Source organism: Corallococcus sp. EGB (assembly GCF_019968905.1).
Classification (GTDB): Bacteria; Myxococcota; Myxococcia; order Myxococcales; family Myxococcaceae; genus Corallococcus.
Genome location: NZ_CP079946.1, coordinates 5,932,894 through 5,956,031, shown reverse-complemented (window position 1 = coordinate 5,956,031; position 23,138 = coordinate 5,932,894). Strand labels below are relative to the sequence as shown.

Sequence of the window (23,138 nt, the reverse complement as noted above, 5' to 3'; positions counted from 1 at the left end):
CACCTTGCAAACGCCGTCCCCCGCAGCCGCCCCTGGCAACGAAGCCCTCATCCAGCAGGCGAAGCAGCACCTGGTGCAGAACTACAAGCAGCAGCCCATTGCCCTGGTGCGTGGGCAGGGGACCCGGGTGTGGGACGCGGATGGCAAGGCGTACCTGGACTGCATTGGCGGCATCGCGGTGTGCGCCCTGGGCCACTGCCACCCGGAGGTCGTCGCGGCGGCGAAGGCGCAGCTGGACACGCTGTGGCACGTCTCCAACGTCTTCTACTCGCAGCCGCAGATCGACCTGGCCACGCGCCTGACTGAATGGGCCGGCCTGCCGCGCGCGTTCTTCTGCAACTCCGGCGCGGAGGCCAACGAGGCCCTCATCAAGCTCACCCGCAAGGTGATGAAGGACCGGGGCACGCCCGAGCGCTTCGAGATCCTCTCCTTCGAGAAGAGCTTCCACGGCCGCACGCTGGCCACCGTCACCGCCACGGGCCAGCCGAAGTACCACGCCGGCTTCGAGCCGCTGCCCCAGGGCTTCCGGCACCTGCCCTTCGGTGACCTGGAGGCGGTGCGCCGCGCCGTGGGGCCGTCCACCGCCGCCATCCTCGTGGAGCCCATCCAGGGTGAGGGCGGCGTGCGCATGGCGCCCCCGGAGTTCCTCAAGGGCCTGCGCGCCCTCTGTGACGAGACGGGCCTCCTGCTGCTCGTGGACGAGGTCCAGACGGGCATGGGCCGCACCGGCCAGCCCTTCGGCTTCATGCACCACGGCATCCGACCGGACGCGATCAGCGTCGCGAAGGCGCTCGGCAACGGGCTGCCCATGGGCGCCATGCTGTGCCGCGAGGAGCTGGCGGTCAGCCTCTCCCCGGGCACCCACGGCTCCACGTTCGGCGGCAACCTGGTGTCCGCCGCCGCGGGCAACGTGGTGCTGCGGATCATGGGCGCGCCCGGCTTCCTCTCCGACGTCCAGGCCAAGGGCGAGCACTTCCTCGCCGGCGCGCGCGCGCTCCAGGCCTCGCTGCCGGAAGGGCGCATCAAGGCCGTGCGCGGACAGGGGCTGCTCCTGGGCGTGGAGCTGGATCGGGACGTCGCCCCCGTCATCGCGAAGCTGCGTGAAGCCGGATTGCTGGTGAACTCCGCGGGAGAGGTCACCCTGCGGTTCGCGCCGCCGCTCATCATCACGAAACAGGAACTCGACGAAGCGCTGGGAATCCTCCAGCACGTCCTCTCCGCGCTGTAGCAGATGAGGGGTTTCGGGGACCCGGGAACGTTTGACGCCTTGCTTCCCGGGCACCTACACTTGGGGATTCGCCAGCCTGGGAAACTGACACCTTGAGCGCGCCCAACCCCATCGTCGGCCTGGGGGGCAGGACCGACCACATCGCCACGGTGCCCCACCTGGACCCGGCCCGTCTCCAGCTCAGCCCGGAGGAGGGCTCGGTGCTGGCGCTGGTGGGCCGTGTCGAACGCATCGACGCCGTGCTTTCCCGCTCCTCGCTGGGCGAGGCGCGTACCATCGCCGTGCTGCTGTCGCTGCGCGCCAAGGGGGCCATCGTGCCCGCCCGGGTGGTGCAGCGCGCCCCGCCCGCCGCTCCCGTGGTGGACGCCGCCATGGCGGAGGAGGTGGACCTGGATCCCGAGCAGAAGCGCGACATCATCGAGATGGAGCGCTCGCTGGACGGGATGGACCACCACGCGGTGCTGGGCGTGGCTCGAGGCGCGTCCCCGCAGGAGGTGAAGCAGGCGTATTACAACGCGTCCCGCCGCTTCCACCCGGACCGCTACTTCGGCAAGAACCTGGGCAGCTTCCGCGCCCGGCTGGAGCGCATCTTCAAGCGCCTCACGGACGCCCACAACGCCCTCAGCCGTCAGGAGCCACCGCGCCCTCCCACGCCGCCGCCTCCGGCCGCGCGCCCGCCCACGCCGCCCCCGGCCGGGCGCACGGTGTCCGGCAGCGGCTTCGCGGCGGTGACGGCCCCGGCTCGCACGGTGTCCGGCAGTGGCTTCGCGGCGGTGACGCCCCCGGCCGCTCCGGCGCCGCCCCCCGTCGCGCCCCCGGAGGATCCGGAGTCCGAGGCCCGCCGCGCCGAGCGGCAGGCCCGCCTCGCGCGCCACCCGTACATGGCGCGCAGCCACAAGCTCACGGAGCTCATCGCCCGGGGCAAGGCGGCCACCGCGCGCGGCGACTTCGAGCGGGCCTACCAGGACTTCAACCACGTGCTGGGCCTGGACCCGAAGAACCGCGAGGTCACGCAGCTGCTGATGGAGGCGCGCCGCAAGCACGACCTGTCGCGCGCGCAGGCGGAGGTGGAGCGCGGCCAGCAATTGGAGATGAGCGGGGACTTCGCCGGAGCGCAGGCGGCCTACAAGCTGGCCGTGTCGCTCAACCCGGACAACCCGGAGGCGGCCTTCCAGGCGGCGCGCGTCGGACGGGAGCTGACGCAGGACGCGCAGGAGGTGCTGAAGCTCGCGCAGCGCGCGGTGGAGCTCAAGCCGGGGCGGGCGGACTACCAGTTGCTCCTGGCCCAGCTGCTCCTGGTGGCAGGTCAGAAGAAGCAGGCCAAGCACCACTTCGAAGAGGTCGTGCGCCTGGACCCGGACAACGCAGACGCTCGCGCCGCCCTCAAGAAGCTGCGCTGGACGTTCACGTGATGAGGTGCATGCGTCCCCATGGCTGCTGAGCCCGAACCGCTGATCGGCATCGACCTGGGGACGACGAACAGCCTCGTCGCCACGGTGCAGGACGGTCAGCCCATCATCATCAAGAACCGCACCGGCCAGGCCCTCACCCCGTCCGTGGTGGCCGTGTCGAAGAACGGCAAGCGGCTGGTGGGGAGCATCGCCAAGCGGCAGGCCATCACCAACCCGCAGGAGACGGTGTCCGCGGCCAAGCGCCTCATCGGCCGTAAGTTCTCCTCGCACCCGGTGCAGGACGCGCTGCGCGCGCTCACGTACCAGGTGGTGGGCGGCCAGCACGACGACGTGCGCATCCGGCTGGCGGGCCGCGACCTCGCCGTGCCGGAGGTCAGCGCCATGATCTTGGCGGAGCTGAAGGCGGACGCGGAGGCGCACTTCGGCCGGCCCGTCACCCAGGCCGTCATCACAGTTCCGGCCTACTTCAACGACGGCCAGCGCCAGGCCACCAAGGACGCGGGCCGCATCGCGGGGCTGGACGTCCTGCGCATCATCAACGAGCCCACCGCGGCGGCGCTGGCCTACGGCTTCGGCCGCACGGTGAACGGGAAGATCGCCGTGCTGGACCTGGGCGGCGGCACCTTCGACGTGTCGGTGCTGGAGATCAACAACGGCGTCTTCGACGTGGTGGCCACCGGCGGTGACACCTTCCTCGGCGGCGAGGATTGGGACCAGCGCATCATCGAGTGGATGGTGTTCGGCTTCGCCAAGGAGCACGGCATCGACCTGCGCAAGGACCGCATGGCGCTGCAGCGGCTGAAGGACGCCGCGGAGAAGGCGAAGGTGGAGCTGTCGTCGGTGAAGGAGACGCAGGTGCACCTGCCCTTCATCTGCACGCCGCCGGGCGGAGGCGCCGCGCTGCACCTGCAGTCCACGCTCACCCGCGAGAAGCTGGAGGAGCTCACCAACGACCTGGGTGAGCGCCTGGTGGGCATCACGTCGGAGGTGCTGGGCGAGGCGAAGGTGCGCCCCTCGGACCTGAAGGAGGTCATCCTGGTGGGGGGCATGTCGCGCATGCCCCGCATCGTGGAGCAGGTGCGCCAGTACTTCCGCCGCGAGCCCTGCAAGGGCGTGCACGCGGAGGAGGTGGTGGCCCTGGGCGCCGCCATCCAGGCACACGCGCTGGTGGGCCAGCAGAGCGAGCTGCTCCTCCTGGACGTCACGCCCCAGAGCATGGGCGTGGCCATCGCGGGCGGCTACGTGAGGCGGCTGATCCCTCGCAACACCACCGTGCCCACGTCCGCCACGGACGTGTTCGCCACCTCCAAGGACTTCCAGCGCACGGTGAAGATCATGGTGCTCCAGGGCGAGCACGAGCTCGCGCACCACAACGAGCTGCTGGGCGAGTTCCTCCTCACCGGCCTGCGCGAGGCGCCGCGAGGACAGGTCGAAATCGAGGTGACGTTCGACATCAACGCGGAGGGCATCGTGTCGGTGTCCGCGCGAGACCGCGACACGGGCCTGCGCCAGTCCATCACCGTCACCGCCTCCAGCGGCCTCACCGAGGACGAGCTGCGCCGCATCATGGACGAGCAGCGCGACTGGCTGGTGGCCGCGCGCAACACGGAGGAGCTGAAGTCCAAGCGCATGGAGCTGGACATCCTCGCCCGCGACGTGGTGGACGCGCTGTCCCGCGTGCGGCTCATGCCCGGCGCCGGCGGCCTGTCACCCGACGTCGTCGCCCGCGCGGAGGCCGCGCTGGACCATGCGCGCCAGGCGCGCGGCGGCGAGGACGTGGGCGCGCTCACCCGCGCCTGCGAGTCCCTGGCCCAGAGCCTGCCGCTGTTGCGCTCGGCGGGCGGGCGCGGGACGCCGGGGAGGTAGCCCATGAACGCGCTCCGGGCCAAGGCGCTCGTTGAAGCCGGGCTGCTCTTGCGACTGAGTGGCGACACGGCCGGCGCGGAGAGGCTGTTCGCCCGGGCCCTGGAGCTGGATCCGGACAACGTCCGCGCCCGCCGGCTGCTGGGGCGGGACGGTTCGCCGGAGCCGGGGGCCGCGGGAGGGGACACCGGGTGGAACCTGGCGAACCCGGAGCAGGAAGTGGACTGGGGCGCCTGGGCTGGCCCCTCCACGCCGGGCCCGGTGGAAGAGCCCCTGCGTGAATCCGTGAGCCTGCCGGAAGGCACGGGGATGCGCGGCGACGCGTTGGACCTGCTCGCGGAGGCGCACCGCACGCAGGAGTTCGGCCTGCCGGACACCTTCGCTCCGGTGGGCGGACTGCCGGAGGGCTCGGAGGTGGAGCGCCTGCTGCGCGGCGCGGAGGACCTGCTGGCGCTGGATGACCACTCCGGCGCGGTGGAGCTCTTGCGCCGGGCCCAGTCCCTGGCGCCGGAGAACCCGCGCGTGGAGGCGCTGCGCGACCGCAGCGAGCGCATCCTGATGTCCATGCTGGAGGCCCGGCTGGGGGACCTGAACCGCATGCCGCGCGTCCGGCTTCAGCCGGACGACATCATCTGGCTCAACCTGGACCACCGCGCGGGCTTCGTGCTGGCCCAGATTGACGGCGCGGTGAGCTTCGACGACCTGTTCGCGCTGTCCGGCATGTCGCGGCTGGACACTGCGCGCATCCTCGCGCAGCTGCTCGACGAGGGCATCATCGCCCCCGGCGAGTAGGCCGCGACGCTGCCCTGGGCGTCACGCGGGGCGGATGACGGCCGTCCACACGCCGCGCACCACGGGCTCTCCCTTCGCGTTGCGCGTCTCCGTGGTGACGACGAGGAAGTCCATGCCCGCCTTGCGATAGAGCTCCGTGATGGAGCCCGTGGTGGTGAGCACATCCCCGGGGCGAATCACGTCCAGGAACTCCAGCTCCTGCTCACCGTGCACCAGCCGCACGCGGTCCACGCCCAGCTCCGGGTCCGCGATGGCGGCGCTGAAGGGGCGGATGGCGAAGACCACCGCGAAGCTGGGGAAGGCGATGACGTCGCCATACGGGCCCGCCTGGGCCGCCTCCCGCGAATAGAGCAGGGGGCTCACGTGCGCCGGAGGCTCACCGAAGGTGCCCGCGGAGGGCACGGAGCCGCCGAGGATGAGGGAGAACTCGCGCAGCTTCTCCAGGCCGACTTCGTAGGTGAAGGGGCCGTAGGCACGGCCGACGAACTTGGGGTCCAGGGCCATGGCTATCCGAGCGAGGTTTCCACGACGGCGCCCCGGAGGACGGGCTCGCCGCGCTGGTTGGTGGCGGTGACTTCCGTGGTGAGCCGGCCGTCCGCGATGGCGGTGACGCGGCCCTGGAAGGTGACGGTGTCCTCGGGCAGCACGGGCCGGGAGAAGCGCACCTTCACACGGCGCACGAGCCCCGGGTCCCCCACGAAGGCGGCCACGGCCTCCACGGCCCAGCCCAGCGTGCAGAGCCCCTGGAGGATGACGCCGTTGAAGCCGGCCAGTCTGCCCACCTCCGGGTCGATGTGGATGGGGTTGTAGTCCCCGGAAGCGCCCGCGTAATAGACCGGCCGCAGCCGGTCGCACTGGCGGACGTGCGTGAAGGTGTCTCCCACCTGGAACGTGCGTGCCATGAGGCGCGCGAGCCTACCGCATCCGCGGGCCTGGACGTCCCGCCGGAAACGAAGAAGGGGCGGCCCCCACCTTGCGTGAGGACCGCCCCCGTCACTTCAGGACTTCAGGACGAAGCGTCCAGGCCTACGCCTTGCGACGGCGCGCGAGCGCCATCGCCGCGAACAGCGCCATCAGCGGCGCCATGCCGCCAGCGGAGCCGCCCGTGGAGGAGCAGCCGCCGCCGTCGTCGTCGGCCTTCGGCACGGAGACCTTCACCTCGGCGGTGCTGGAGAGACCGCCCGCGTCCTTCACCGTGACGGTGAAGGCGTAGGTCTCCAGCGTCTTCTTCGCCGGCGGGGTGAAGCTGGCCTCGGCGGAGTTGGTGCCGGACAGCGTCACGGACGGGCCACCCGTCTGCGCCCAGGTGTAGGTCAGCGGCTCGTTGTCCGGATCCGTGGACGTGGAGGCGTCGAGCTTCACCAGCTCACCGCCGCGGATGCCGGAGATGACGCGGGCCTTGGCGACAGGGCCCTGGTTCACCTGCTTCACGTTGACCGTGTAGACGAACGGGCCGGAGGTGGCGCCGTCGGAGTCCGTCACGGTGAGGCTGAAGGCCACGGCCGTGTCGGCCTGGACCTGCGGCGCGGTGAAGGCCAGCTGGGCCGTGCCCGCGCCCGTGGTCTGCACCGTGGGGCCACCGACCTGGGCCCAGACGTAGGTGAGCGCGTCACCGTCCGGATCCGTGATGCCGGAAGCGTCCAGCACCACGTTGGTGCCCTCGTTCGCGTCGATGGAGGCCGGAGCCTGGCCCACCGGGTGGCGGTTGGACTTGCGCACCGTCACGTTGACCAGGTCGGACGCCGTCTGGCCGCCCGAGGACACGGTGAGCTTGAAGGTGAGCTCGGTGGGGGTGTTGACGTCCGGCGCCGTGAAGGTCGCCGTCGCCGTGTCCGCACCGGACAGCGTCACCGCCGGACCGGAGGTCTGCGCCCACTCGTAGGTGACGGGCGTGCCATCCGGATCCGAGCCGGAGCCGGACAGCGTCACCGTGGAGCGTGCATCCGCCTCGATGTCCGCGCCAGCGTTGGCCACCGGAGCGCGGTCCACGTTGTTCACCGTCACGGCGACGGCCTTGGAACTCGAGGCGCCGTCGTAGTCGGTCACGGTGACCGTGAAGGTCAGCTGCGTATTCGCCTCCACTTCCGGAGCGGTGAACGTGGCCGTGGCGGAGTCAGCGCCCGTCAGCACCACGGCCGGGCCACCCGTCTGCTTCCAGGCGAACTCCAGGTCGTCCTGGTCGATCGGATCCGGATCCGTGGAAGCCGACGCGTCGAGGACCACCGTCGCGCCCTCGTTCACCGTCTCCGGAGCCGAAGCGTCAGCGACCGGGGGCTGGTTCACGTTGGCGATGCCGATCTCCACCGTCTTCGGGAGGCTCGCCTTGCCGGACGCGTCAGTGACGACGAGCTGGAAGGCGAGGACGTCGTCGTAGTCCACGTTCGCGACGAAGCTGGGCGTCGCGGTGTTCGCGCCCGTCAGCGTCACCGGCGTGTAACCACCCGTCTGCGTCCAGTTGTAGGTGAGCGTGTCACCGGGGGCGGCGTCCGGATCGAAGCTGCCGGTGCCGTTGAGGGTGACGGTCGTACGCTGGAGGATGCCGTTGACGAGCTTGCCTTCGGCGACGGTGATCGACGGACCCGGGTTGGCCACCGGGCGCAGGTTGCATGTGCCCGTGGAGGCCGGCTGCTCCGCCTGGGCCTGGAACACGGGCGAGCCACCCTGGAACTTCACGTTGTCGATGTCGATGCCGTAGCCGCCGACACCCACGTCAGCGCCCACGACGAAGCGGAAACGGACGTTCGAGATCTGGCTGTCCGCGAAGATCTTGCCGAAGTTTACGGTCACCGTGCGGAAGGCCGGGAAGCCCGTGCTCACCCCCGCCAGCGCGGCGCGGTCCTCGAGCGGGTTCGCACCACCCACTTCGAGGAAGGCGCTGTAGCCCGGGTTCAGGCGGAAATACTCGTAGGGATCCAGCCACTCCACGCCGTCGACGGTGAACTCCACCACCGCGCCGTCGTAGTAGGCGGGATTGGAGTCGAACTCGAAGGAGTGACGTTCGCTAAAGCTGAAGACGAAGTTGGTCGACGGATCGACCTTGATCCAGGGGCTGGTGAGGGAGAGAGCCGTCGCGGTGCCCGGGTCCTTGGCGTGCGCGTAGCGGTTGGCGGTCGTGCCCTCCAGCGTGAAGTCACCCGAGGACGAGAGCGCCCGTGAATTGGTCCAGCTCGACAGGCCGGCTTCGAAGGTCTCCGTGTTGGAGGCCACCGGGACGTTGTCGTAGTTGACGCGAGGATCGAACGTCACCGTCTTCGCCGACGTGGGGATCTCGTTGGAGTCGAAGACGACCTTCAGGCCCGCGGTCGCCACCGCATTGGACGTCGCGGTGAGGTTGACCGGCAGGGTGACGGTGGCCTCGGCGCCGCGCGACAGGGCCGGCACGGAGACGATGGTCCCCGCGGGGAACTGCAGGGTGGCCGTGGTGCTGGTGGTGCTGACAGTGCCCGTGAAGGCGCTCAGCCCGGTGCCGCCCACGTTGCGCACGGTGATCTTCAGCTCACCCTGCTCGCCGATGTCCAGGATGCCGTCCTGGTCGCAGCCGCCCTGGGTGTCGGTCAGCGCGATGCTGGTGACCTCCAGGTTGCCGCCCGCCGCGAAGCTCTCCGTCACGCCGATGTGGTCGAACGTGTTGCGGTCCGGCGACTTGGCTCCAAAGCCCATGCCGCGCTTGGCGAAGGCCGCGACGAAGCGCTGGTAGTCCGCGGGATCCGCAGCCAGCGTGACGGCCAGCAGCGCGTCGCGCGCCTCCGTGTAGGTAGGAGCGTTCGGCGTCGCCTTGTAGGCCGCGATGAGGTACCGCTTCATGCGGTCCTGCGCCTCGGAGAACGGGTGCGCGTTCAGCAGGTTGGCGTAGCACTCCCACAGCGTCGTGGCCCACACCTCACCGCTGTTGTGGACCTCGGCGTTGTTGGTGTTGCTCGCCGTGGCGAGCTCCAGCGGCAGGGCGGTGTAGTTCTGGATGTGCTTGAACGTGTAGCCGTTCTTGCTCATGTCCGTCGTGTAGGGGAAGCGACGGATGCCGTAGTAGTAGCCCTGGTTCTTGCCACCGCTGGTGACGTAGCCCGCGGTGCTGTAGACGCCCTGCCAGTTGCCGTTGCCCGGCTTGGCCTGGTCCTCCGCGCGAACCTGGAGCAGCATCGCGTGGAAGTCGCCCCAGCCCTCGCCCATCGAGCGGCCCTGGTTGTTGGTCAGGCCCGCGGAGTTACCGATGAGGCGGTTGCTGATGTAGTGACCCCACTCGTGCGCAATGATGCCGTTGTCGAGCGTGCCGTCGCGATCCTGGTTCGGCTCGCGCAGGAACTTCACGGTCAGCGTCTGGGTGGCGAGCGCCGCCCTCCACGCCGCGCCCGAGTCCTGGGTGATCATCAGGGCCGGGGTGGTGACCGCCGCGTTCGTGCCGCCCATCGCGAGGGGGCTGCCCGAGGTATTGTTGACGATGACCGTGGCGATCGCGCCCGCCTTCTGGGCGTTGTCCGCCTTGACGTTGAAGTCGCACGTGCCGCGGTCGATGAGGGCGATCTTCCCGGTGAAGTAACCAGGGTCGAACGCGCTGCAGCCCAGGATGTTGGCGGCGGGAGCACTCTTGATGTCTCCCGTCGTATCATAGGCCTGCTTACCGAAGCTCGCGGAGGTGGCCTCGTAGACCCCGGCCAGGGACTGCGGCGCCGTCACGGACAGCACGGGCGTGCCGTCGAACACGTACATCTGCATGCGCGGCGACGCACCGTCGGCCGGCGTGCTCATGTTCGCGTTGTTGCGGCCGCCGTAGTCCTGCGCCTGGGCCTGGATGGGGTCGCCCTCCACGCCGCCGCGGCCGAAGTTGAACGACTGGGCGTTGCCCGCGGCCTCGTCGAAGCCGGAGTCGTAGTACCAGTCGTGCAGGAAGTTGTTCACGTAGAACAGGTTCACCACCGAGGCCTTGATCTGCTGCGGGCTGGAGCCCGGGGCCTTGGTCGTGTCGTAGACGTACGCGAAGGTGTTGTCGCTCGTCGTCTCCGCGCGCATGTCGGCGCTGTTCGGCTGGAAGCCGTCCGGCGCGGACAGGTCCGCGTACGCGTCCACGTTGTTACCCGTGGTCTGCTTGGCGTTGGCCGGCAGCCAGGGGTCGTTCTTGCTGTAGGGGCTGTTGGCCAGGCTGATCTGCTGCTGCGGGCGGTTCAGCGGGGCCTGGTAGCCGTCGCGGTTGCCCGTGGGGTGCGGGGTCGCGTCGGTGCCCTGGGGACCGTCGTCCGGGAGGAACGGGGACTGGTTGCTCGCCCAGACCTGGTACGTGAACGCAGCGCCGACGTCCGCCGTCAGGTTGTTGCGGAAGAGCACCTGGCCGGTGGCCGCGGAGACCACGTAGGCGTAGTACTCGCTGGAGCGCGCGGCCTTGGGACCGGCGTTCACTTCCACGTACCAGGCCGGCTCGAGCTTGCCGGCCAGCATGAAGAACACCTGCCGGGCGCGGGCCGGAGTGGCCAGGTCCTGCGGCAGCGCGGACTTCGCGGAAGGCGCCAGCTCGAAGAAGGTGTAATCACCCTTCGTGCCCGCGTTGATGAACGAGGCGGCCTGCGTGCCGGAGCCCGTCAGGTCCTTGAACGCACCGGACACCGCGTCCGCGGCGGCCAGGTTGAAGCCGGCGCGCGCCTTGCTGCGCGCTGCGAGCCCCAGCTCGGACGGAGCCAGGTAGCCGCTCACGGCCACCAGGCGCAGGTCCTGGCCCATGACGACCTTGATCTCATTGCGGAAGACGGGGATGCCACCCACCGACTGGTTGAAGGTCGCGATGATGGCGCCCTTGCCGGTGTTGTGCACCGAGCGCAGGCTGGCGCCCGCGACGTCGTCACTCGTCAGACGGTAGCTGTCCGCCACCGCCTGCAGGTGCGCACGCGCCGCGCTCTCCGGCGTCATGCCGTTGCGGATGACGGACTTGGACTGCGCACCGTCCTGCGTCGCCCACGCGAACGTGGGAACGCCGAGCCGCTGCTCGGTCTGCTCGATGCGAAGCCCGCGGGACATGGCCGTGTTGGAATCCACGGCCGGAGAGCGGGAGTCCCGCTGCTCCAGGAACGCGTCGTAATTCGACCGCTCCTTGGCCCACGCACTGGTACCCGCGAGGGGCACCAGCAGCAGGCTGGTCAACAGCTTTTCCCTGAGACGCATGCGCCTTCCTTCTTGGGGGTGATGTACTGCCGGACGAGGGGACTGCGGGACGACGACTGCACGAGGAGAGGTCCGCCGGGGGGCGGGCCTCTCCTTACGGATGGCGGACCGTGGGTGGACAACAGCCCGAAAGGGAACGTTGCCCAACGCCAGAGGTCGCATGGACGACGGCGCGGAGCTCAGCGACGAAAGGCGTGACGCGCGAGGCGAACAGGGCAGGGGCAGCGCGCTTCGACAGGCCAGACAGTCCGGGCGCCACACCCGAACCCGGGGCGACACATGCGACGTGACTGTCAACGGTTTCCGGCAAGCGCTGCGCTCCAACCCACTCTGCCGAACGCGGCGGTGTTCACCGCGCCGGATTCAGTGGGAGCGCATGCTAACCAGGTCACTGTTTCGTTGAAAAGAGGGGGGCCACAGCAACTTTGCGTTAGCAACCCAGTAACAATTGTCAGTCTGGAATAAGCCGTAGCGGCCAGGCGGGCGCGTGCGTGTCGAAAGCGCCGCGCCGCACCTTGCGTCCGGACGGAAACCCTGTTCAGCGACGCGAGCGGGGCGCGGCGGTGTCCTCGTCGCGCGAGTGCAGCGGACCGTGGTCGAGCGGATCCTCCACCTCCGCGCCCTCCTTGCGCTGCTTGTACTGCTCGCGCACGTAGGCGACGAGCTGGTCCAGATACGACGACAGCGGCGGGCAGCGCACGCCGGTGCCGTCGAGCAGCTCCAGCGTGTTGTGACAATTATAGATGGCCAGGTGGTTCACGTAGCTGATGGCGGCCCGCTGAGGCCGGGCCAGCTTCTCCAGCACGGGCAGCCGCAGCATCACGTCCGCGGCGCGCGCGGAGAGGTTGAAGCGCGGCAGCCGCTTGTGGGCCTTCTCCGCGATGAGCTCGTACACACGCCGCGCGCTCATGGGGTTGGGGTCCACCAGATGGAAGGTGCGCCCCTTCGCGCGTGCGTCGCGCGACAGCCGCCACACCGCCTCCACCACGAAGTCCACCGGGACGACGTTGAGCGGCGCGACGCCGTTGCCCGGCAGCGGCAGCGGCACCACCAGCGGAGACGTGACGAGCAGGATGCCCAGGTAGTAGGGGCCCTCGAAGCGATCGATCTCGCCCGTGCGCGAGTCACCCACCACGCTGGACGGACGGAAGATGGTGACGGGCAGGGTGGCGCTGGCGCGCTGCACCAGCCGCTCCGCCTGGAACTTCGTCTCTTCGTAGGCGTTGCGGAAGGACTGGCCCCGGTCCAGCTCGTCCTCTGCGATGACGCCCACTCGGTCGCCGGATACGTAGCAGGTGGAGAAGTGGTTGAAGCGGGAGAGGTTCTCGCAGTCGCGCGCCAGCTCCAGCATGTTGCGCGTGCCGTCCACGTTCACCCGCCACGCGGTCTCCTTGGGCACGCCCAGCTGCGACACCGCGGCCAGGTGGAAGATGTCCGTCACCCGCTCGCACAGGCGCTGGTACTCCTCGCCGGAGAGGCCCAGGTGCATGTCCACCGCGTCGCCGGTGAGCAACTCCACGCGCGCGCCCTTCACCTTCGCCGCGAGTGCCTGCGCCTCCTTGAACGCCTTGGGCTGCACGAGCGCGTAGATGTGCCCCCGCGGGTCCTCCCGCGCGATGTGCTCCACCAGCCGCTTGCCGATGAAGCCCGGATAGCCGGTGATGAAATAGGTGCCAGGGCCCTGCCGCGTCGTCGCCGTGTCGCTCATTCGCGGCGCAGCATAACCGCCCGTCAGCCGTGTGCGAGCATCGCCCGCCACACCGCTTCCACCTGGGGACGGGTGGCCTCCGGCGTCCCACTGTTGTCGATGACCCACGTCGCGTGCGCGCGCTTGTCATCCAGCGCCATTTGCGCTGCGAGCCGCGCCTCCGCCTGAGCTTCCGTGAGGCCGTCGCGCGCCATCAGCCGCGCCTTCTGCACGTCCCGGGGCACCCACACCACGGCCACGCCCTCCATCGCCGTGTGCAGGCCCGTCTCGATGAGCAGCGGCACGTCGTAGACGGCGTGGGTGACGCCCTCCGCCTCCAGTGCCTGGAGCTTCTGGAGGAAGAGGGCGCGCACCTCCGGGTGCACGATGGCGTTGAGGGCGGCCCGCTCCGAGGCGTCCGCGAAGATGTGCGCGCCCAGCTTCACCCGGTCCAGGCGGCCGTCGGGGCCCACCACGCCGGGGAAGCGTTCATCGATGCGCTTCAGGCCGGGGGTGCCGGGCTCCACCACCTCCCGGGCGAGCACGTCCGCGTCCAGCACGCGCGCGCCCAGCTCCCGCAGCATCCGGCTCACCGTGCTCTTGCCGGAGGCGATGCCGCCCGTCAGGCCGAAGACTCGCACGGGCTACTTCGCGGCCTTGGGCGTGGTGAAGACGAAGGACTGCACCGTCTTGCCGTCCTCGTTGAAGAAGATGGCCACGCCCAGCTTCACGTAGAGGAAGTAGGTGCGGAAGTCGTCCGTCAGCTTGCGCAGGTAGCAGGGCGTGGCGGGCATGGCGCCGCCCGGGCACGCGGGGCCGTAGCTGTTCTCGATGGTGTCCTTCTCGATGACCGGCCCGGGGAAGACGTCGATGCGCTCCACCAGCTGGGTGTCCGGGTCCACCTTGAACTGGGCCTGGGTGGTGCCCTTGATGGCCTCCTTCTGGAAGTAGGCCAGGATCTCCTTGCCATCCTGGGTCATGGTCCGGGACGGCTCCCCGAACTTCTTGAGGACGTCCTCCTTCTTGGAGGACCCGGGCTCGATGCCCTGCCACGGCTTGGCGGAAGCAGGCAGGGAGACGGCAAGGACAGCGGCGGCGAACAGGACGGCAATCACGGGGGTCCGCATCACGACTCCTCCCTAGCGGATCAGGCAGGCACGCCTCAAGGTCCGTTACCTCAAGCCACGCACCTGTCCGCCCGGTATTCAATCACGAACGAGACGCCTTGCCCCCTCCAGGGGCCTCTGCTACGTGCTCAAGGCATGTCTTCTCGTGCCTTCCGGGTCTTTTCCGCCCTCCTGCTCGCCCTCTGCGGCGGCCTCGCCGGCGCCGCGGACTTCACGGGCCCCGACAGCTGCAAGGGGTGTCACCCGGAGGCGTACGACGCGTGGATGAAGTCCAAGCACGCCCGGGCCACGGAGACGCTGGCGGACACGCAGAAGAAGGACGCGCGCTGCCTGTCCTGCCACGCGCCGGACCAGGCGGAGCAGCAGCTGTCGGCCGTCACCTGCGAGACGTGCCACGGCGGCGGCCAGTACTACTCGCCGTCCTACGTGATGAAGGACCCGGAGCTGGCGCGGCTGGTGGGGCTGGTGGACCCGTCGGAGAAGCAGTGCCGCACGTGCCACGACGCGTCCTCGCCGTCCTTGCGCCCGTTCGACTTCAAGGAAGCGCTGAAGGCCATCGACCACTGGTCCGCCGAGCGCGCCCGCAGGCAGCAGACCCGCGCGGACGCGGCCCCCTCCACGCCGGCTCCCGCCACGGCGAAGAAGTAAGTGACCCCCGCTTGATCAAGATCCTCGACGCCCGCTTCGTCACCACCGCCGTGGAGCTCAAGGGGCTGCCCACGGACCACGCCGCGGAGGTGGCCTTCGTCGGCCGCTCCAACGTCGGCAAGTCGTCCATGATCAACGCCCTGACGAACCGGCGGAAGCTGGTGCGCGTGTCCAACACGCCGGGGCGCACCCGCACGCTCAACTTCTTCGACGTGGACCTGGACCGCGACGGCGTGCGCCACACGGTGCGCCTGGCGGACCTGCCCGGCTACGGCTTCGCCAAGGCGAGCAAGGCGGACAAGGCCCAGTGGCAGGAGATGATCACCACCTACCTCAAGAACCGGCACCGGCTGGAGGTGGTGGTGAGCATCATCGACGCGGAGGTGGGTCCCTCGCCGGAGGACCTGCAGACGCTGGACTACCTGCAGGAGTACAACCGCCGCATCCTGGTCGTGGCCACCAAGGTGGACCGGCTGACGAAGGCGCAGCGCAAGCCCCGGCTGCACAAGCTGGCCGAGCAGCTGGAGCTGCCCCGCGAGGCGGTCCTCCCGTTCTCCTCCACGGAGAAGCTGGGCGTGGAGGAGGTATGGGGCACGCTGCTGGACACCTTCGGCAAGGCCACCCGCGTCTGAGGCTGCCGGGGCCGGGCGCGCTGTGGTAGCACCCCCGGCGTGTCCCAGAACGGCAAGACGAATGGTGGTGGTTCGCCCCTCGCGCCTCGCGAGGAGCGTCAGCGGTGGATGCGCCTGACCCCGCGCCAGCGGGTGACGGCGCTCTTCGACGCGGAGGACACGGCCGCGCTGGTGCGCTCGCTGCCCGCGGAGGACCTCTACGTCACCATCCAGGAGGTGGGGCTGGCGGACTCGACGGAGCTCGTGCAACTGGCGTCGCCCGCGCAGTTCCGCACCTTCGTGGACCTGGGCGGCTGGACGAAGGACAAGCTGGATCCGCACGCGGTGCTCACCTGGCTGCGCGCCGCGCGCGGCGACGAGCTGGAGGACTTCCTCCGCAAGGTGCACGCGGTGGACCTGGAGGTGGTGGAGACGCTCCTCAAGGAGTTCACCGTCGTCCACGACCTGGAGGAGAACCCGGACGTCAATCCGCAGGGCGTGACGGTGGAGACCCCGGAGGGGCGCTACCTGGTGGAGCTGAAGGCGGAGGGCATTGAGATGTCCGCCATGCGCGCGCTCCTCAACGACCTCATCGCAGAGAACCCCTTCGAGGCCGTGCGCCTCTTCGAGGCCGTGCGCTGGGAGATCCCCTCCGAGCTGGAGGAGACCGCGTTCCAGTTCCGCCGCGCGCGCCTGGCGGACCTGGGCTTCCCCTCGCTGGAGGACGCGCTGACCCTCTTCAGCCGCGTGGATGTACCGCCGCGCCCCACGGGGGCGGGGACGCCCGCGCTCACCGCCTCGGGCGGCCACGTGGACTACCTGGAGGCGGCCTTCCGGGACCTGTCCGACGTGGAGCGGATGAACGCGGAGGACGAGCTGCGCGAGGTGGCCAACGCGGTGCTCGTCGCGGAGCTGGGCGACCCGGGGGACCTGGACGCCGTGCGCCGCGTGGGCGAATGGGTGCGCGACTACCTGTCGCTGGGCCTGGAGCACCTGACGGGCGCGGACCCGACGAAGGCTCCGGAGGTGCTGCGGGACACGCCGCTGCGCCGCGTCTTCCAGGTGGGCTTCACGCTGACGCTCCAGCTCAAGTACCGCGCGGATCGCCTCTTCAAGCGGCCCTTCATGAAGCTGGATGACGTGCCGCTGGTGCTCCCGGAGGAGGCCGCCGGGCTGGAGGCCCTGAGGCGCAAGCGTCCCCGGCGCGCGCTGCGCGTCCCCGGCGCGGAAGCCGTGCCGTTCCGTTCGCTGCGGGAGGTGGCAGGTTCGGAAGCGCTGCTCGCGCGGGCGGAAGCGCAGGTGGCGGCGCTGGCCGCGCTGCTGGGAGGCTCCGAGGACGCGGCGCACACCGTGATGGCGCGCTTCGGCGTGTCGCTGGACGTGCTGGGCGTGGAGCGGCTGTGGGCGGCGGTCGTGTCCATGGCCGTGCTGGAGGAGCGCGTGGACGTGCGGCCCGTGCCGCTGGGGCGCACGGTGGAGCTGGGCCAGCGCCTGTTCGAAGGCACTCCGGACGCTCCCCGCCTGCGCGCGAGCGCGGCGGAGCGCGCGGTGGCGGCGCTGTCGCCCGCGGTGCCGGAAGCTGCGCGCGAGGAGCTGCGTCGGGTGGTGAACGTCACGCTGGCGGGGCTGCTGTCGGAGCTGGGCCCGGCGTGGCTGCGGGAAGGCCGCCTGGATGTGATCGCCTCCGCGGTGCTTCCGATGGAGAGCGCGCCGGTCCCGTAGCTTTTTCAGCCTTGCGCCGCCCGGCGGTCCCGGGCGATCCCGCAACCGCCCGAAGATACGGGCGATCCCCGACGCGGGTTCCTGGCACGCGCGCTGCTTTGCCCCTGGGCCGCTAGCTGTTTGCAGTTCGCAAACCGCAACGAGGGCCAGGGGCACGCGCGTGACGGGACGAGCGACCGACAGCAAAGGGGTGGCGTACATGGGAGCGGGCGCGGAGGGGAAGCGTCGCGACGTACTGGCTTTCTTCATGCTCACGGGGTTCGCGGCGGTGATGTACGCCGTGCCGGGTGAGTGGATTCCCGCGCTGGAGCCGCTGCGGCTCGCGCTGCTGACGTCCGGGCTGGCCGCGGGCCTGATGGTGATGCGCCGCATCGGCAAGGCCGAGCCCATCTACTTCGATGGCGCGCGGGGCATCGCGCTCCTGGCGTTCTCGTCGCTGGCGTTCTGCTCGGTGGCGTGGAGCGTGAACCCGGACGTGACACGCGTCCAGGGCGTGGAGCTGCTCAAGCTCACGGCCATCTACCTGACGCTCGTCAACGTCCTCACCACGCCCAGGCGGCTGGCGGTGGTGTGCGGCGCCATGGTGCTGGGCGCCATCGTGACGTCCATTGGCGTCATCAACTGGTACATCGTTGGCGAGAACATGGTGGAGGGCTTCCGTTCGCGCTGGGTCGGCGTGTACGCGGACCCCAACCACATGGCCATGAACATGGTGCTGGTGGTGCCGCTCGCGGTGGCGTTCCTCGCGCGCAAGAGCACCCCGTGGGTGTTCCGCGTGCTGTGCGCGGTGTCCGCGGTGCTGGCGGTGGTGGCCATCGTGCTGTCGCACTCGCGCGGCGGCTTCATTGGCCTCTCGGTGGCCATGGCCATGTGGGCCATCCGTGAGAAGCGCCGCATGCAGGCCATCGTGCTGGGCACGGTGTTCGTCGCGGGCCTCGCGGTGTTCGCGCCCAAGAGCTTCTGGGAGCGCAATGAGACGGTGGCGGCGTTCCACGAGGACGCGTCCGCCATGGGCCGCGTCTACGCGTGGCAGGTGGCCAGCCGCATGAGCCTGGACCGGCCGCTGCTGGGCGTGGGCGCGGGCGGCTTCCGCTACGCGTGGTTCCAGTACGCGCCGCCGGAGGCGCACCGCGCCTACGTGGCGCACAACATCTTCCTCGACGTCATCGGGGAGCTCGGGTGGGTGGGCCTCCTGTGCTTCCTGGTGTTCTCGGGGGGCGCCGTGGGCGGAGCCGCGGCTGCGTCCGCGGACACGGAGATGGGCTGGCTGGCGCGGGCGCTGTTGGCGTCGGTGGCGGGCTATCTCATCTGTGACTTGTTCTCGGGGTACATCCTGTCCGCGCACTGCTACGTGCTCTTCGGCCTGGCCGCGAGCGCGCACCGCATCGCGCAGGCACGGGAGCGCGCCCTGACGGTGGGGAGGCAGCCGGCGATGAAACCCGCGCCGGTGGCCACGTGGGAGGGGTCTGGGCATGCGGCGTGAGGATGCGCGGGTGGGGCAGGAGCCCCTCCGCCTGGTGCAGTTCACCCGGTCGTTCCACATTGGCGGCACCGAGGTCCAGGTGCTGGAGCTGCTGCGAGGCCTGCCCTCCAGCTACCAGTTGCAGGTGTCGGTGCTGGAGGACGCCGGGCCCCTGATGGGCGCGGTGTGGAAGCTGGGCCACGCTCCGGAGGTGTTCCCGCTCAAGGGGTCGCTCGCGCAGCCCAACACGCTGTTGCAGATCCACCGGATGGCGCGCTGGCTCAAGCGCCAGCGCGTGCAACTGGTGCACGTGCACGACTTCTACTCCAGCATCGTCGCGGTGCCGGCCGCGAAGCTCGCGGGCGCGAAGGTCATCGTCGGACGGCTGGACCTGTCCCACTGGCAGGGCAAGGCGCGCCGCCTGCTGCACGCGCAGATGACCCGCATGGCGGACCACGTCGTCGCCAACGCGGAGGCCATCCGCCAGATGCTGATGCGCGAGGAGGGGCTGCCCGCCTCGCGCATCTCCGTCATCCACAACGGCCTGGACCTGCCGCGCTTCGATGCCCGCGCCGCGGAAGGACTCAAGGACGCGCTGCCGGACACCGGCGGCACGCCCACGGTCATCCACGTGGCCAACATGAATCACCCCGTGAAGCGGCAGGAGGATGTGCTCCTCGCGCTTGCCATGCTGCGTCATGAGGGGACGCGGCTGAACGCATGGTTCGTGGGAGACGGGCCGCGCCGGCCGGCGCTGGAGAAGATGGCGCACGAGCTGGGGGTGGCGGACGGGGTGCACTTCCTGCGGCACCGCACGGACGTTCCGGCCGTCTACGGGCAGGCCACGTTCGGCGTGCTGTGCTCCAAGGCGGAGGGCATGTCCAACGCGGTGATGGAGGGCATGGCGGCGGGGCTGCCCATGGTGGTGACGCGGGTGGGCGGCAACCCGGACCTCATCGCGGATGGCGAGCGGGGGCTGGTGGTGGAGCCGGAGCGGCCCGCCCAGCTGGCCCAGGCCTTCCGCCGGCTGCTGTCCCAGCCCCAGGAGGCCCGGAAGATGGGCGAGGCCGCCCGGAGCTTCGTCGCCCGCGAGCTGTCCCTGGAGAAGCTCGTGCGCCGGCATGACGCGCTGTACCGCCAGGTGGCAGGACTTCCCCCGGGCTGAAACCCGCCCCAGGGGGCCGGGAAATGTCAGACCGATCCGGATAATCCACGCCCGTCCCCAAGAAATCGGGGGCGGGCGCGTTCGTAGGGTGGAGGCGGCGCGCCTTCCGCAGGGCCTGCGTGTGCGCAGGTTATAGATGGGAATAGCTCGATTTTCGTGGAGATTGGTTAACAGTTCGTGGTAATGGCGCCACGGGCGTTGCCGGAACCGGTGATCGTGCCCACCCTGGCCGGGTCGGATCAGGCGGGTGCTGGAATCACCGCTGGTGCGCAGGGGTTGAAAAGGAAACGGACGCTGAGCGCGGGGCCTGGAGCTCACGGGACGCGGGGCGGACGGTAGGAAAACATGAAGGTGGCGTGGAGTGAGCCTGCGGGCCGCTTCACATCCGCCGCGACTTTACGAGGCCCTGCCAGTCGGCACGCGGCCCGGGGCGCTCGCCGGTAAAACTCCAAGGTGCCGGCGAGCGCTCTCTTTTTTCCCTCACAGCGCCGCACCCGTGCGCCCCCGGGGTTGTTCCCGCGAGGAGGACGCATCAGGTGGGACAGGCCGGGCGGCCCGGCACCGTGCTTCAGCCTTCGTCGACCAGGTCGAACCGCTGGCCCGCGCCCTTGGCCAGGGCGACGTCATAGAGCGCGCGGGCCAGGGCTACGTCCTGCACGGCGAGGCCGGTGGAGTCGAAGACGGTGACCTCGGTGCCGGTGCGGCCGGGCTTGCGGCCCGCGACGACCTCGCCCAGGGTTCCGGCAATCTGCTCGGGCTTGAGGAGCCCGTCGTGCAGCGGGACGTTCACCTCGCCGGAGTGGAGCGCCTGATCCGCGTCGTCGATGAAGACGCGCCCGTCGACGAGCAGCCGCGGATCCAGCTCCTGCTTGCCGGGGGCGTCCGCGCCCATGGCGTTGATGTGGGCGCCGGCCTGGACCCACTCGCGGCGGACCACGGGGGCGCGCGCGGGCGTGGCGGAGCAGACGATGTCCGCGCCGGAGGCCTCCTGGAGGCTGACCACGCGGCCGCCCTTCTCCTTCTGGAGGGCCTCCGCGGCCTGCGGGGACACGTCCGCCAGGAGCAGCTGCAGGTCACCGAAGAGGGCGCGGTGCGCGTCGATAAGCACGCGCGCCTGCACGCCGCAGCCCACGAGCCCCAGCGTACGGGGCTGCTTCTTCGCCAGGTACTTGGACGCGATGCCGCCCGCGGCGCCGGTGCGCCACGCGGTGAGCAGCGTGCCGTCCAGGATGGCCAGCGGGGACGCGGTGTCGGGGTCACTGAGCACGTACACGGCGCGCACCGTGGGCAGGCCGTGCTTACGCGGGTTCTGGGGATGGGCGTTGACCCACTTCACGCCAGCCGCGCCGTCGAGGAACGCGGGCATGGCGCGGAAGTCGCCGTCGTACTTCGGCAGGGACAGATACACCTTGGGGGGCATGAGCGCGTCGCCACGGCCATGGGCCAGGAATGCACGCTCGACGGCTTCCAGACCGAGCTCGACGGTGTAGAGGCCGCGCAGGTCCTTGGCGCTGAGGAGGAGGGTGGGCATGGTCGCGCTATACCCAAGCACCCGTGCCCGCGCACGCGTTGGAGCGAGCAACCCCCGTCGCACGGCCGCCCGCACCCTCCAAGTGTGGAATCATGTGAAGTCTCGCTCCTTCCCAGGCCCTGGCCCTCGTAGATGAAGTCCGTGCACAACTGTGGCGCCCGCGCGCAGCGCCTCGGAGACGTCCTGTGCCGTGAAGACGCCGCCCACGCCGATGAAGGGCAGGGCGCCCTTGCTGCGCTGGTACGCGCGGCGGATGACGGTGTTGGACAGCTCGCGCATGAGCGCGCCGGACAGGCAGCCGGCCTCCTTCACCTCGACAGGTTCCGCGGCCCGCTCTCACGGCTCAGCCAAACAGCTCGCTCAGCGGCCCCGGCGCGATGCGCGTGCTGCCCTCCTGCCCGAAGGTGTTGAAGGCCGCGTCTCCGAACGCGTGGCCGAGCGTGTTGAAGAGGTTGGAGACCTGCCGGTTCCGGGCCGCGTCGTACTTCGGGTACACGATCGTGCGCCCGTCGGTCTTCAGGCCCAGCGCGTTGCCGCCCACCACGAGCTTCGGCCACTCGCGCGAGGTGGAGTGGTGCTGCTCGCCGTTGTCGGACATGAAGACGATCGCCGTGTGATCCAGCATCGTGCCGCTCGCGCCAACCTCGGGCGTGGCGGCCAGCGTCCTCGCCAGGTTCGCCACCAACTGCACGTGGCGGCGGGTGACCTCGGCGACCTTCTCCCAGTTCTGCCCCGCATCCAGGCCGTGCTGCAAGTTGTGCCGCGGGGTGTCGCTCACGTCCGGGCCGTAGGACACGTCGAAGCCCGAAGTGCCCGTCGCCAGCACGACCGTGTTCGTCAGCCCCCCCAGAAGGGACGCCGTGGCGATCTGGAACTGCGCCTCGAACCACTTCAGCGAGTCGGGCGGCGAGCCCGCTCCGGTGATCAGCGGGTTGTCCTTCGGCACCGGCGGCAGGTAGGGCCGCACGCGGTCCGCCATGCCTGTGAGCTGAGCCTCCCGCGTGCGCAGCGACTCGAGCGAGGAGACGTAGCGCTCCAGTTTCAGCCGCTCGTTGGAGTTGCCGCTGAACGCCGCCAGCGCCTTGCGCGAGTCGGCCAGCGCGAAGTCGAAGAGCATCTTGCGATCGCGCCCACTCGTCGAACCGCCGAGCAGCGAGCCGAAGGTGCTGTCGAACGCGAGCGACGGGTTGACGATGATGCCCGCGGGCTTGCGGGGGCCGAGCGCGCAGGTTTCGTACACGATCGACACGCGCGCGGAGCTGGTGCCCAGGCGCAGCACGTCGAACGGGGCGCCCCGGCGCAGGCGAGGTGCGATCACCGCGTCGAAGGTCGCGCCCGCGCCGTTCACCGCGCAGCTCAACCCGCCCGTCCCGCTGGAGTGCCCGCCGCCCGCGATGAGGTTCGAAAGCCCCAGCAGCACGGCGGAGCGGTTCACCAGGTCGATGTTGCCGGAAGACGCCGCCAGCGGCCCGAGACTGATCGCGCTGGCGAGATTGTCGCCCTCACGCACCAACGGCGTGTCCTTGTACGCGTCCCAGAAGATGCGGTCGGAGGTGTTGGCGCGGCCACCCAGCGCCGCGCGGGTGCCCGTGCTCAGGAGCGCGCGGGGGTAGACGCCATTGCACTCGAGGACCAGCACCAGGCGCGCCGGCAACGCTGACGACTGGGCGTAGACGTCGTGGAAGTAGGGCGCGAAGAGGCCAGCGGCCATGCCCTTCAGGACGGTTCGTCGCGAGAACATGGCAA

Annotated in this window: 17 protein-coding genes and 1 pseudogene; 9 read left to right on the top strand and 9 right to left on the bottom strand. The window is 70.2% G+C overall.

What is annotated here, in order from left to right; all coding sequences use genetic code 11:
* Positions 1–4: 4 nt before the first annotated feature.
* The 4 genes from KYK13_RS24475 to KYK13_RS24460 all read left to right on the top strand — a co-directional run bounded on the left by KYK13_RS24475 (position 5) and on the right by KYK13_RS24460 (position 5,295).
* Positions 5–1,228: an aspartate aminotransferase family protein gene (locus tag KYK13_RS24475; RefSeq protein ID WP_223633993.1), complete on the top strand. Its 1,224-nt coding sequence runs from the start codon at positions 5–7 to the stop codon at positions 1,226–1,228.
* 92 nt (positions 1,229–1,320) lie between these two features.
* On the top strand, positions 1,321–2,640 hold the full coding sequence (locus tag KYK13_RS24470) for a J domain-containing protein (protein WP_223633990.1): 1,320 nt from the start codon (positions 1,321–1,323) through the stop codon (positions 2,638–2,640).
* A gap of 18 nt (positions 2,641–2,658) precedes the next feature.
* Positions 2,659–4,506, top strand: a complete 1,848-nt coding sequence (gene dnaK / locus KYK13_RS24465) for a molecular chaperone DnaK (RefSeq protein ID WP_223633987.1) — start codon at positions 2,659–2,661, stop codon at positions 4,504–4,506.
* 3 nt (positions 4,507–4,509) lie between these two features.
* Positions 4,510–5,295, top strand: coding sequence for a tetratricopeptide repeat protein (locus KYK13_RS24460; RefSeq protein WP_223633984.1), 786 nt, complete (start codon positions 4,510–4,512; stop codon positions 5,293–5,295).
* A gap of 21 nt (positions 5,296–5,316) precedes the next feature.
* Here KYK13_RS24460 and KYK13_RS24455 read toward each other — a convergent pair whose 3' ends face one another.
* From KYK13_RS24455 to KYK13_RS24430, 6 genes are all read right to left on the bottom strand, one after another.
* Positions 5,317–5,799 carry a MaoC family dehydratase N-terminal domain-containing protein gene (locus KYK13_RS24455; RefSeq protein ID WP_223633981.1) on the bottom strand — a complete coding sequence of 161 codons (483 nt, stop codon included), beginning with the start codon at positions 5,797–5,799 and terminating at the stop codon, positions 5,317–5,319.
* A 2-nt stretch (positions 5,800–5,801) separates the two neighbouring features.
* Positions 5,802–6,197 (bottom strand): MaoC/PaaZ C-terminal domain-containing protein, encoded by a 396-nt coding sequence (locus KYK13_RS24450; protein ID WP_223633978.1) that lies wholly within the window; start codon positions 6,195–6,197, stop codon positions 5,802–5,804.
* A 124-nt stretch (positions 6,198–6,321) separates the two neighbouring features.
* Positions 6,322–11,439, bottom strand: a complete 5,118-nt coding sequence (locus KYK13_RS24445; protein WP_223633975.1) for a myxosortase-dependent M36 family metallopeptidase — start codon at positions 11,437–11,439, stop codon at positions 6,322–6,324.
* A 538-nt stretch (positions 11,440–11,977) separates the two neighbouring features.
* Positions 11,978–13,147, bottom strand: a complete 1,170-nt coding sequence (locus KYK13_RS24440) for an SDR family oxidoreductase (protein ID WP_223633972.1) — start codon at positions 13,145–13,147, stop codon at positions 11,978–11,980.
* 23 nt (positions 13,148–13,170) lie between these two features.
* A complete protein-coding gene (coaE, locus tag KYK13_RS24435; RefSeq protein ID WP_223633968.1) occupies positions 13,171–13,767 on the bottom strand; it encodes a dephospho-CoA kinase in 597 nt (198 codons plus the stop codon).
* Between the two features lie 3 nt (positions 13,768–13,770).
* Positions 13,771–14,253, bottom strand: coding sequence for a hypothetical protein (locus tag KYK13_RS24430; protein WP_223633966.1), 483 nt, complete (start codon positions 14,251–14,253; stop codon positions 13,771–13,773).
* A gap of 135 nt (positions 14,254–14,388) precedes the next feature.
* Here KYK13_RS24430 and KYK13_RS24425 point away from each other — a divergent pair, with 135 nt between their 5' ends.
* The 5 genes from KYK13_RS24425 to KYK13_RS24405 all read left to right on the top strand — a co-directional run bounded on the left by KYK13_RS24425 (position 14,389) and on the right by KYK13_RS24405 (position 19,861).
* Positions 14,389–14,901, top strand: coding sequence for a multiheme c-type cytochrome (locus tag KYK13_RS24425; protein ID WP_223633962.1), 513 nt, complete (start codon positions 14,389–14,391; stop codon positions 14,899–14,901).
* 11 nt (positions 14,902–14,912) lie between these two features.
* A complete protein-coding gene (yihA, locus tag KYK13_RS24420) occupies positions 14,913–15,533 on the top strand; it encodes a ribosome biogenesis GTP-binding protein YihA/YsxC (protein ID WP_223633959.1) in 621 nt (206 codons plus the stop codon).
* A gap of 39 nt (positions 15,534–15,572) precedes the next feature.
* Positions 15,573–17,234: a DUF6178 family protein gene (locus KYK13_RS24415; protein ID WP_223633956.1), complete on the top strand. Its 1,662-nt coding sequence runs from the start codon at positions 15,573–15,575 to the stop codon at positions 17,232–17,234.
* A gap of 199 nt (positions 17,235–17,433) precedes the next feature.
* The gene (locus KYK13_RS24410; RefSeq protein WP_223646736.1) at positions 17,434–18,717 is read left to right on the top strand and encodes an O-antigen ligase; all 1,284 of its coding nucleotides are present in this window, start codon (positions 17,434–17,436) and stop codon (positions 18,715–18,717) included.
* A complete protein-coding gene (locus KYK13_RS24405; RefSeq protein ID WP_223633953.1) occupies positions 18,707–19,861 on the top strand; it encodes a glycosyltransferase in 1,155 nt (384 codons plus the stop codon). The genes KYK13_RS24410 and KYK13_RS24405 overlap by 11 nt, the downstream gene beginning before the upstream one ends.
* Before the next feature lie 568 nt (positions 19,862–20,429).
* On the opposite strand, the gene KYK13_RS24400 is transcribed toward KYK13_RS24405, so the two are convergent.
* The 3 genes and pseudogenes from KYK13_RS24400 to KYK13_RS24390 form a co-directional block, all read right to left on the bottom strand.
* Complete coding sequence (locus KYK13_RS24400; protein ID WP_223633950.1) at positions 20,430–21,392, bottom strand: ornithine cyclodeaminase family protein; 963 nt, start codon at positions 21,390–21,392, stop codon at positions 20,430–20,432.
* A gap of 117 nt (positions 21,393–21,509) precedes the next feature.
* A pseudogene (locus KYK13_RS24395) lies at positions 21,510–21,719 on the bottom strand (dihydroorotate dehydrogenase (quinone)); the annotation flags it as partial.
* A 16-nt stretch (positions 21,720–21,735) separates the two neighbouring features.
* Complete coding sequence (locus tag KYK13_RS24390) at positions 21,736–23,133, bottom strand: DUF1552 domain-containing protein (protein ID WP_223633948.1); 1,398 nt, start codon at positions 23,131–23,133, stop codon at positions 21,736–21,738.
* Between the last annotated feature and the right edge of the window lie 5 nt (positions 23,134–23,138).

Excerpts from the sequence above, each read along its gene's own strand:
- KYK13_RS24445 (WP_223633975.1), bottom strand. The coding sequence starts at position 11,439 with ATGCGTCTCAGGGAAAAGCTGTTGACCAGCCTGCTGCTGGTGCCCCTC.
- KYK13_RS24400 (WP_223633950.1), bottom strand. The coding sequence starts at position 21,392 with ATGCCCACCCTCCTCCTCAGCGCCAAGGACCTGCGCGGCCTCTACACC.
- KYK13_RS24455 (WP_223633981.1), bottom strand. The coding sequence starts at position 5,799 with ATGGCCCTGGACCCCAAGTTCGTCGGCCGTGCCTACGGCCCCTTCACC.
- KYK13_RS24430 (WP_223633966.1), bottom strand. The coding sequence starts at position 14,253 with ATGCGGACCCCCGTGATTGCCGTCCTGTTCGCCGCCGCTGTCCTTGCC.
- KYK13_RS24440 (WP_223633972.1), bottom strand. The coding sequence starts at position 13,147 with ATGAGCGACACGGCGACGACGCGGCAGGGCCCTGGCACCTATTTCATC.
- dnaK (WP_223633987.1), top strand. The coding sequence starts at position 2,659 with ATGGCTGCTGAGCCCGAACCGCTGATCGGCATCGACCTGGGGACGACG.
- KYK13_RS24450 (WP_223633978.1), bottom strand. The coding sequence starts at position 6,197 with ATGGCACGCACGTTCCAGGTGGGAGACACCTTCACGCACGTCCGCCAG.
- KYK13_RS24425 (WP_223633962.1), top strand. The coding sequence starts at position 14,389 with ATGTCTTCTCGTGCCTTCCGGGTCTTTTCCGCCCTCCTGCTCGCCCTC.
- KYK13_RS24460 (WP_223633984.1), top strand. The coding sequence starts at position 4,510 with ATGAACGCGCTCCGGGCCAAGGCGCTCGTTGAAGCCGGGCTGCTCTTG.
- KYK13_RS24405 (WP_223633953.1), top strand. The coding sequence starts at position 18,707 with ATGCGGCGTGAGGATGCGCGGGTGGGGCAGGAGCCCCTCCGCCTGGTG.
- KYK13_RS24410 (WP_223646736.1), top strand. The coding sequence starts at position 17,434 with ATGGGAGCGGGCGCGGAGGGGAAGCGTCGCGACGTACTGGCTTTCTTC.
- KYK13_RS24390 (WP_223633948.1), bottom strand. The coding sequence starts at position 23,133 with ATGTTCTCGCGACGAACCGTCCTGAAGGGCATGGCCGCTGGCCTCTTC.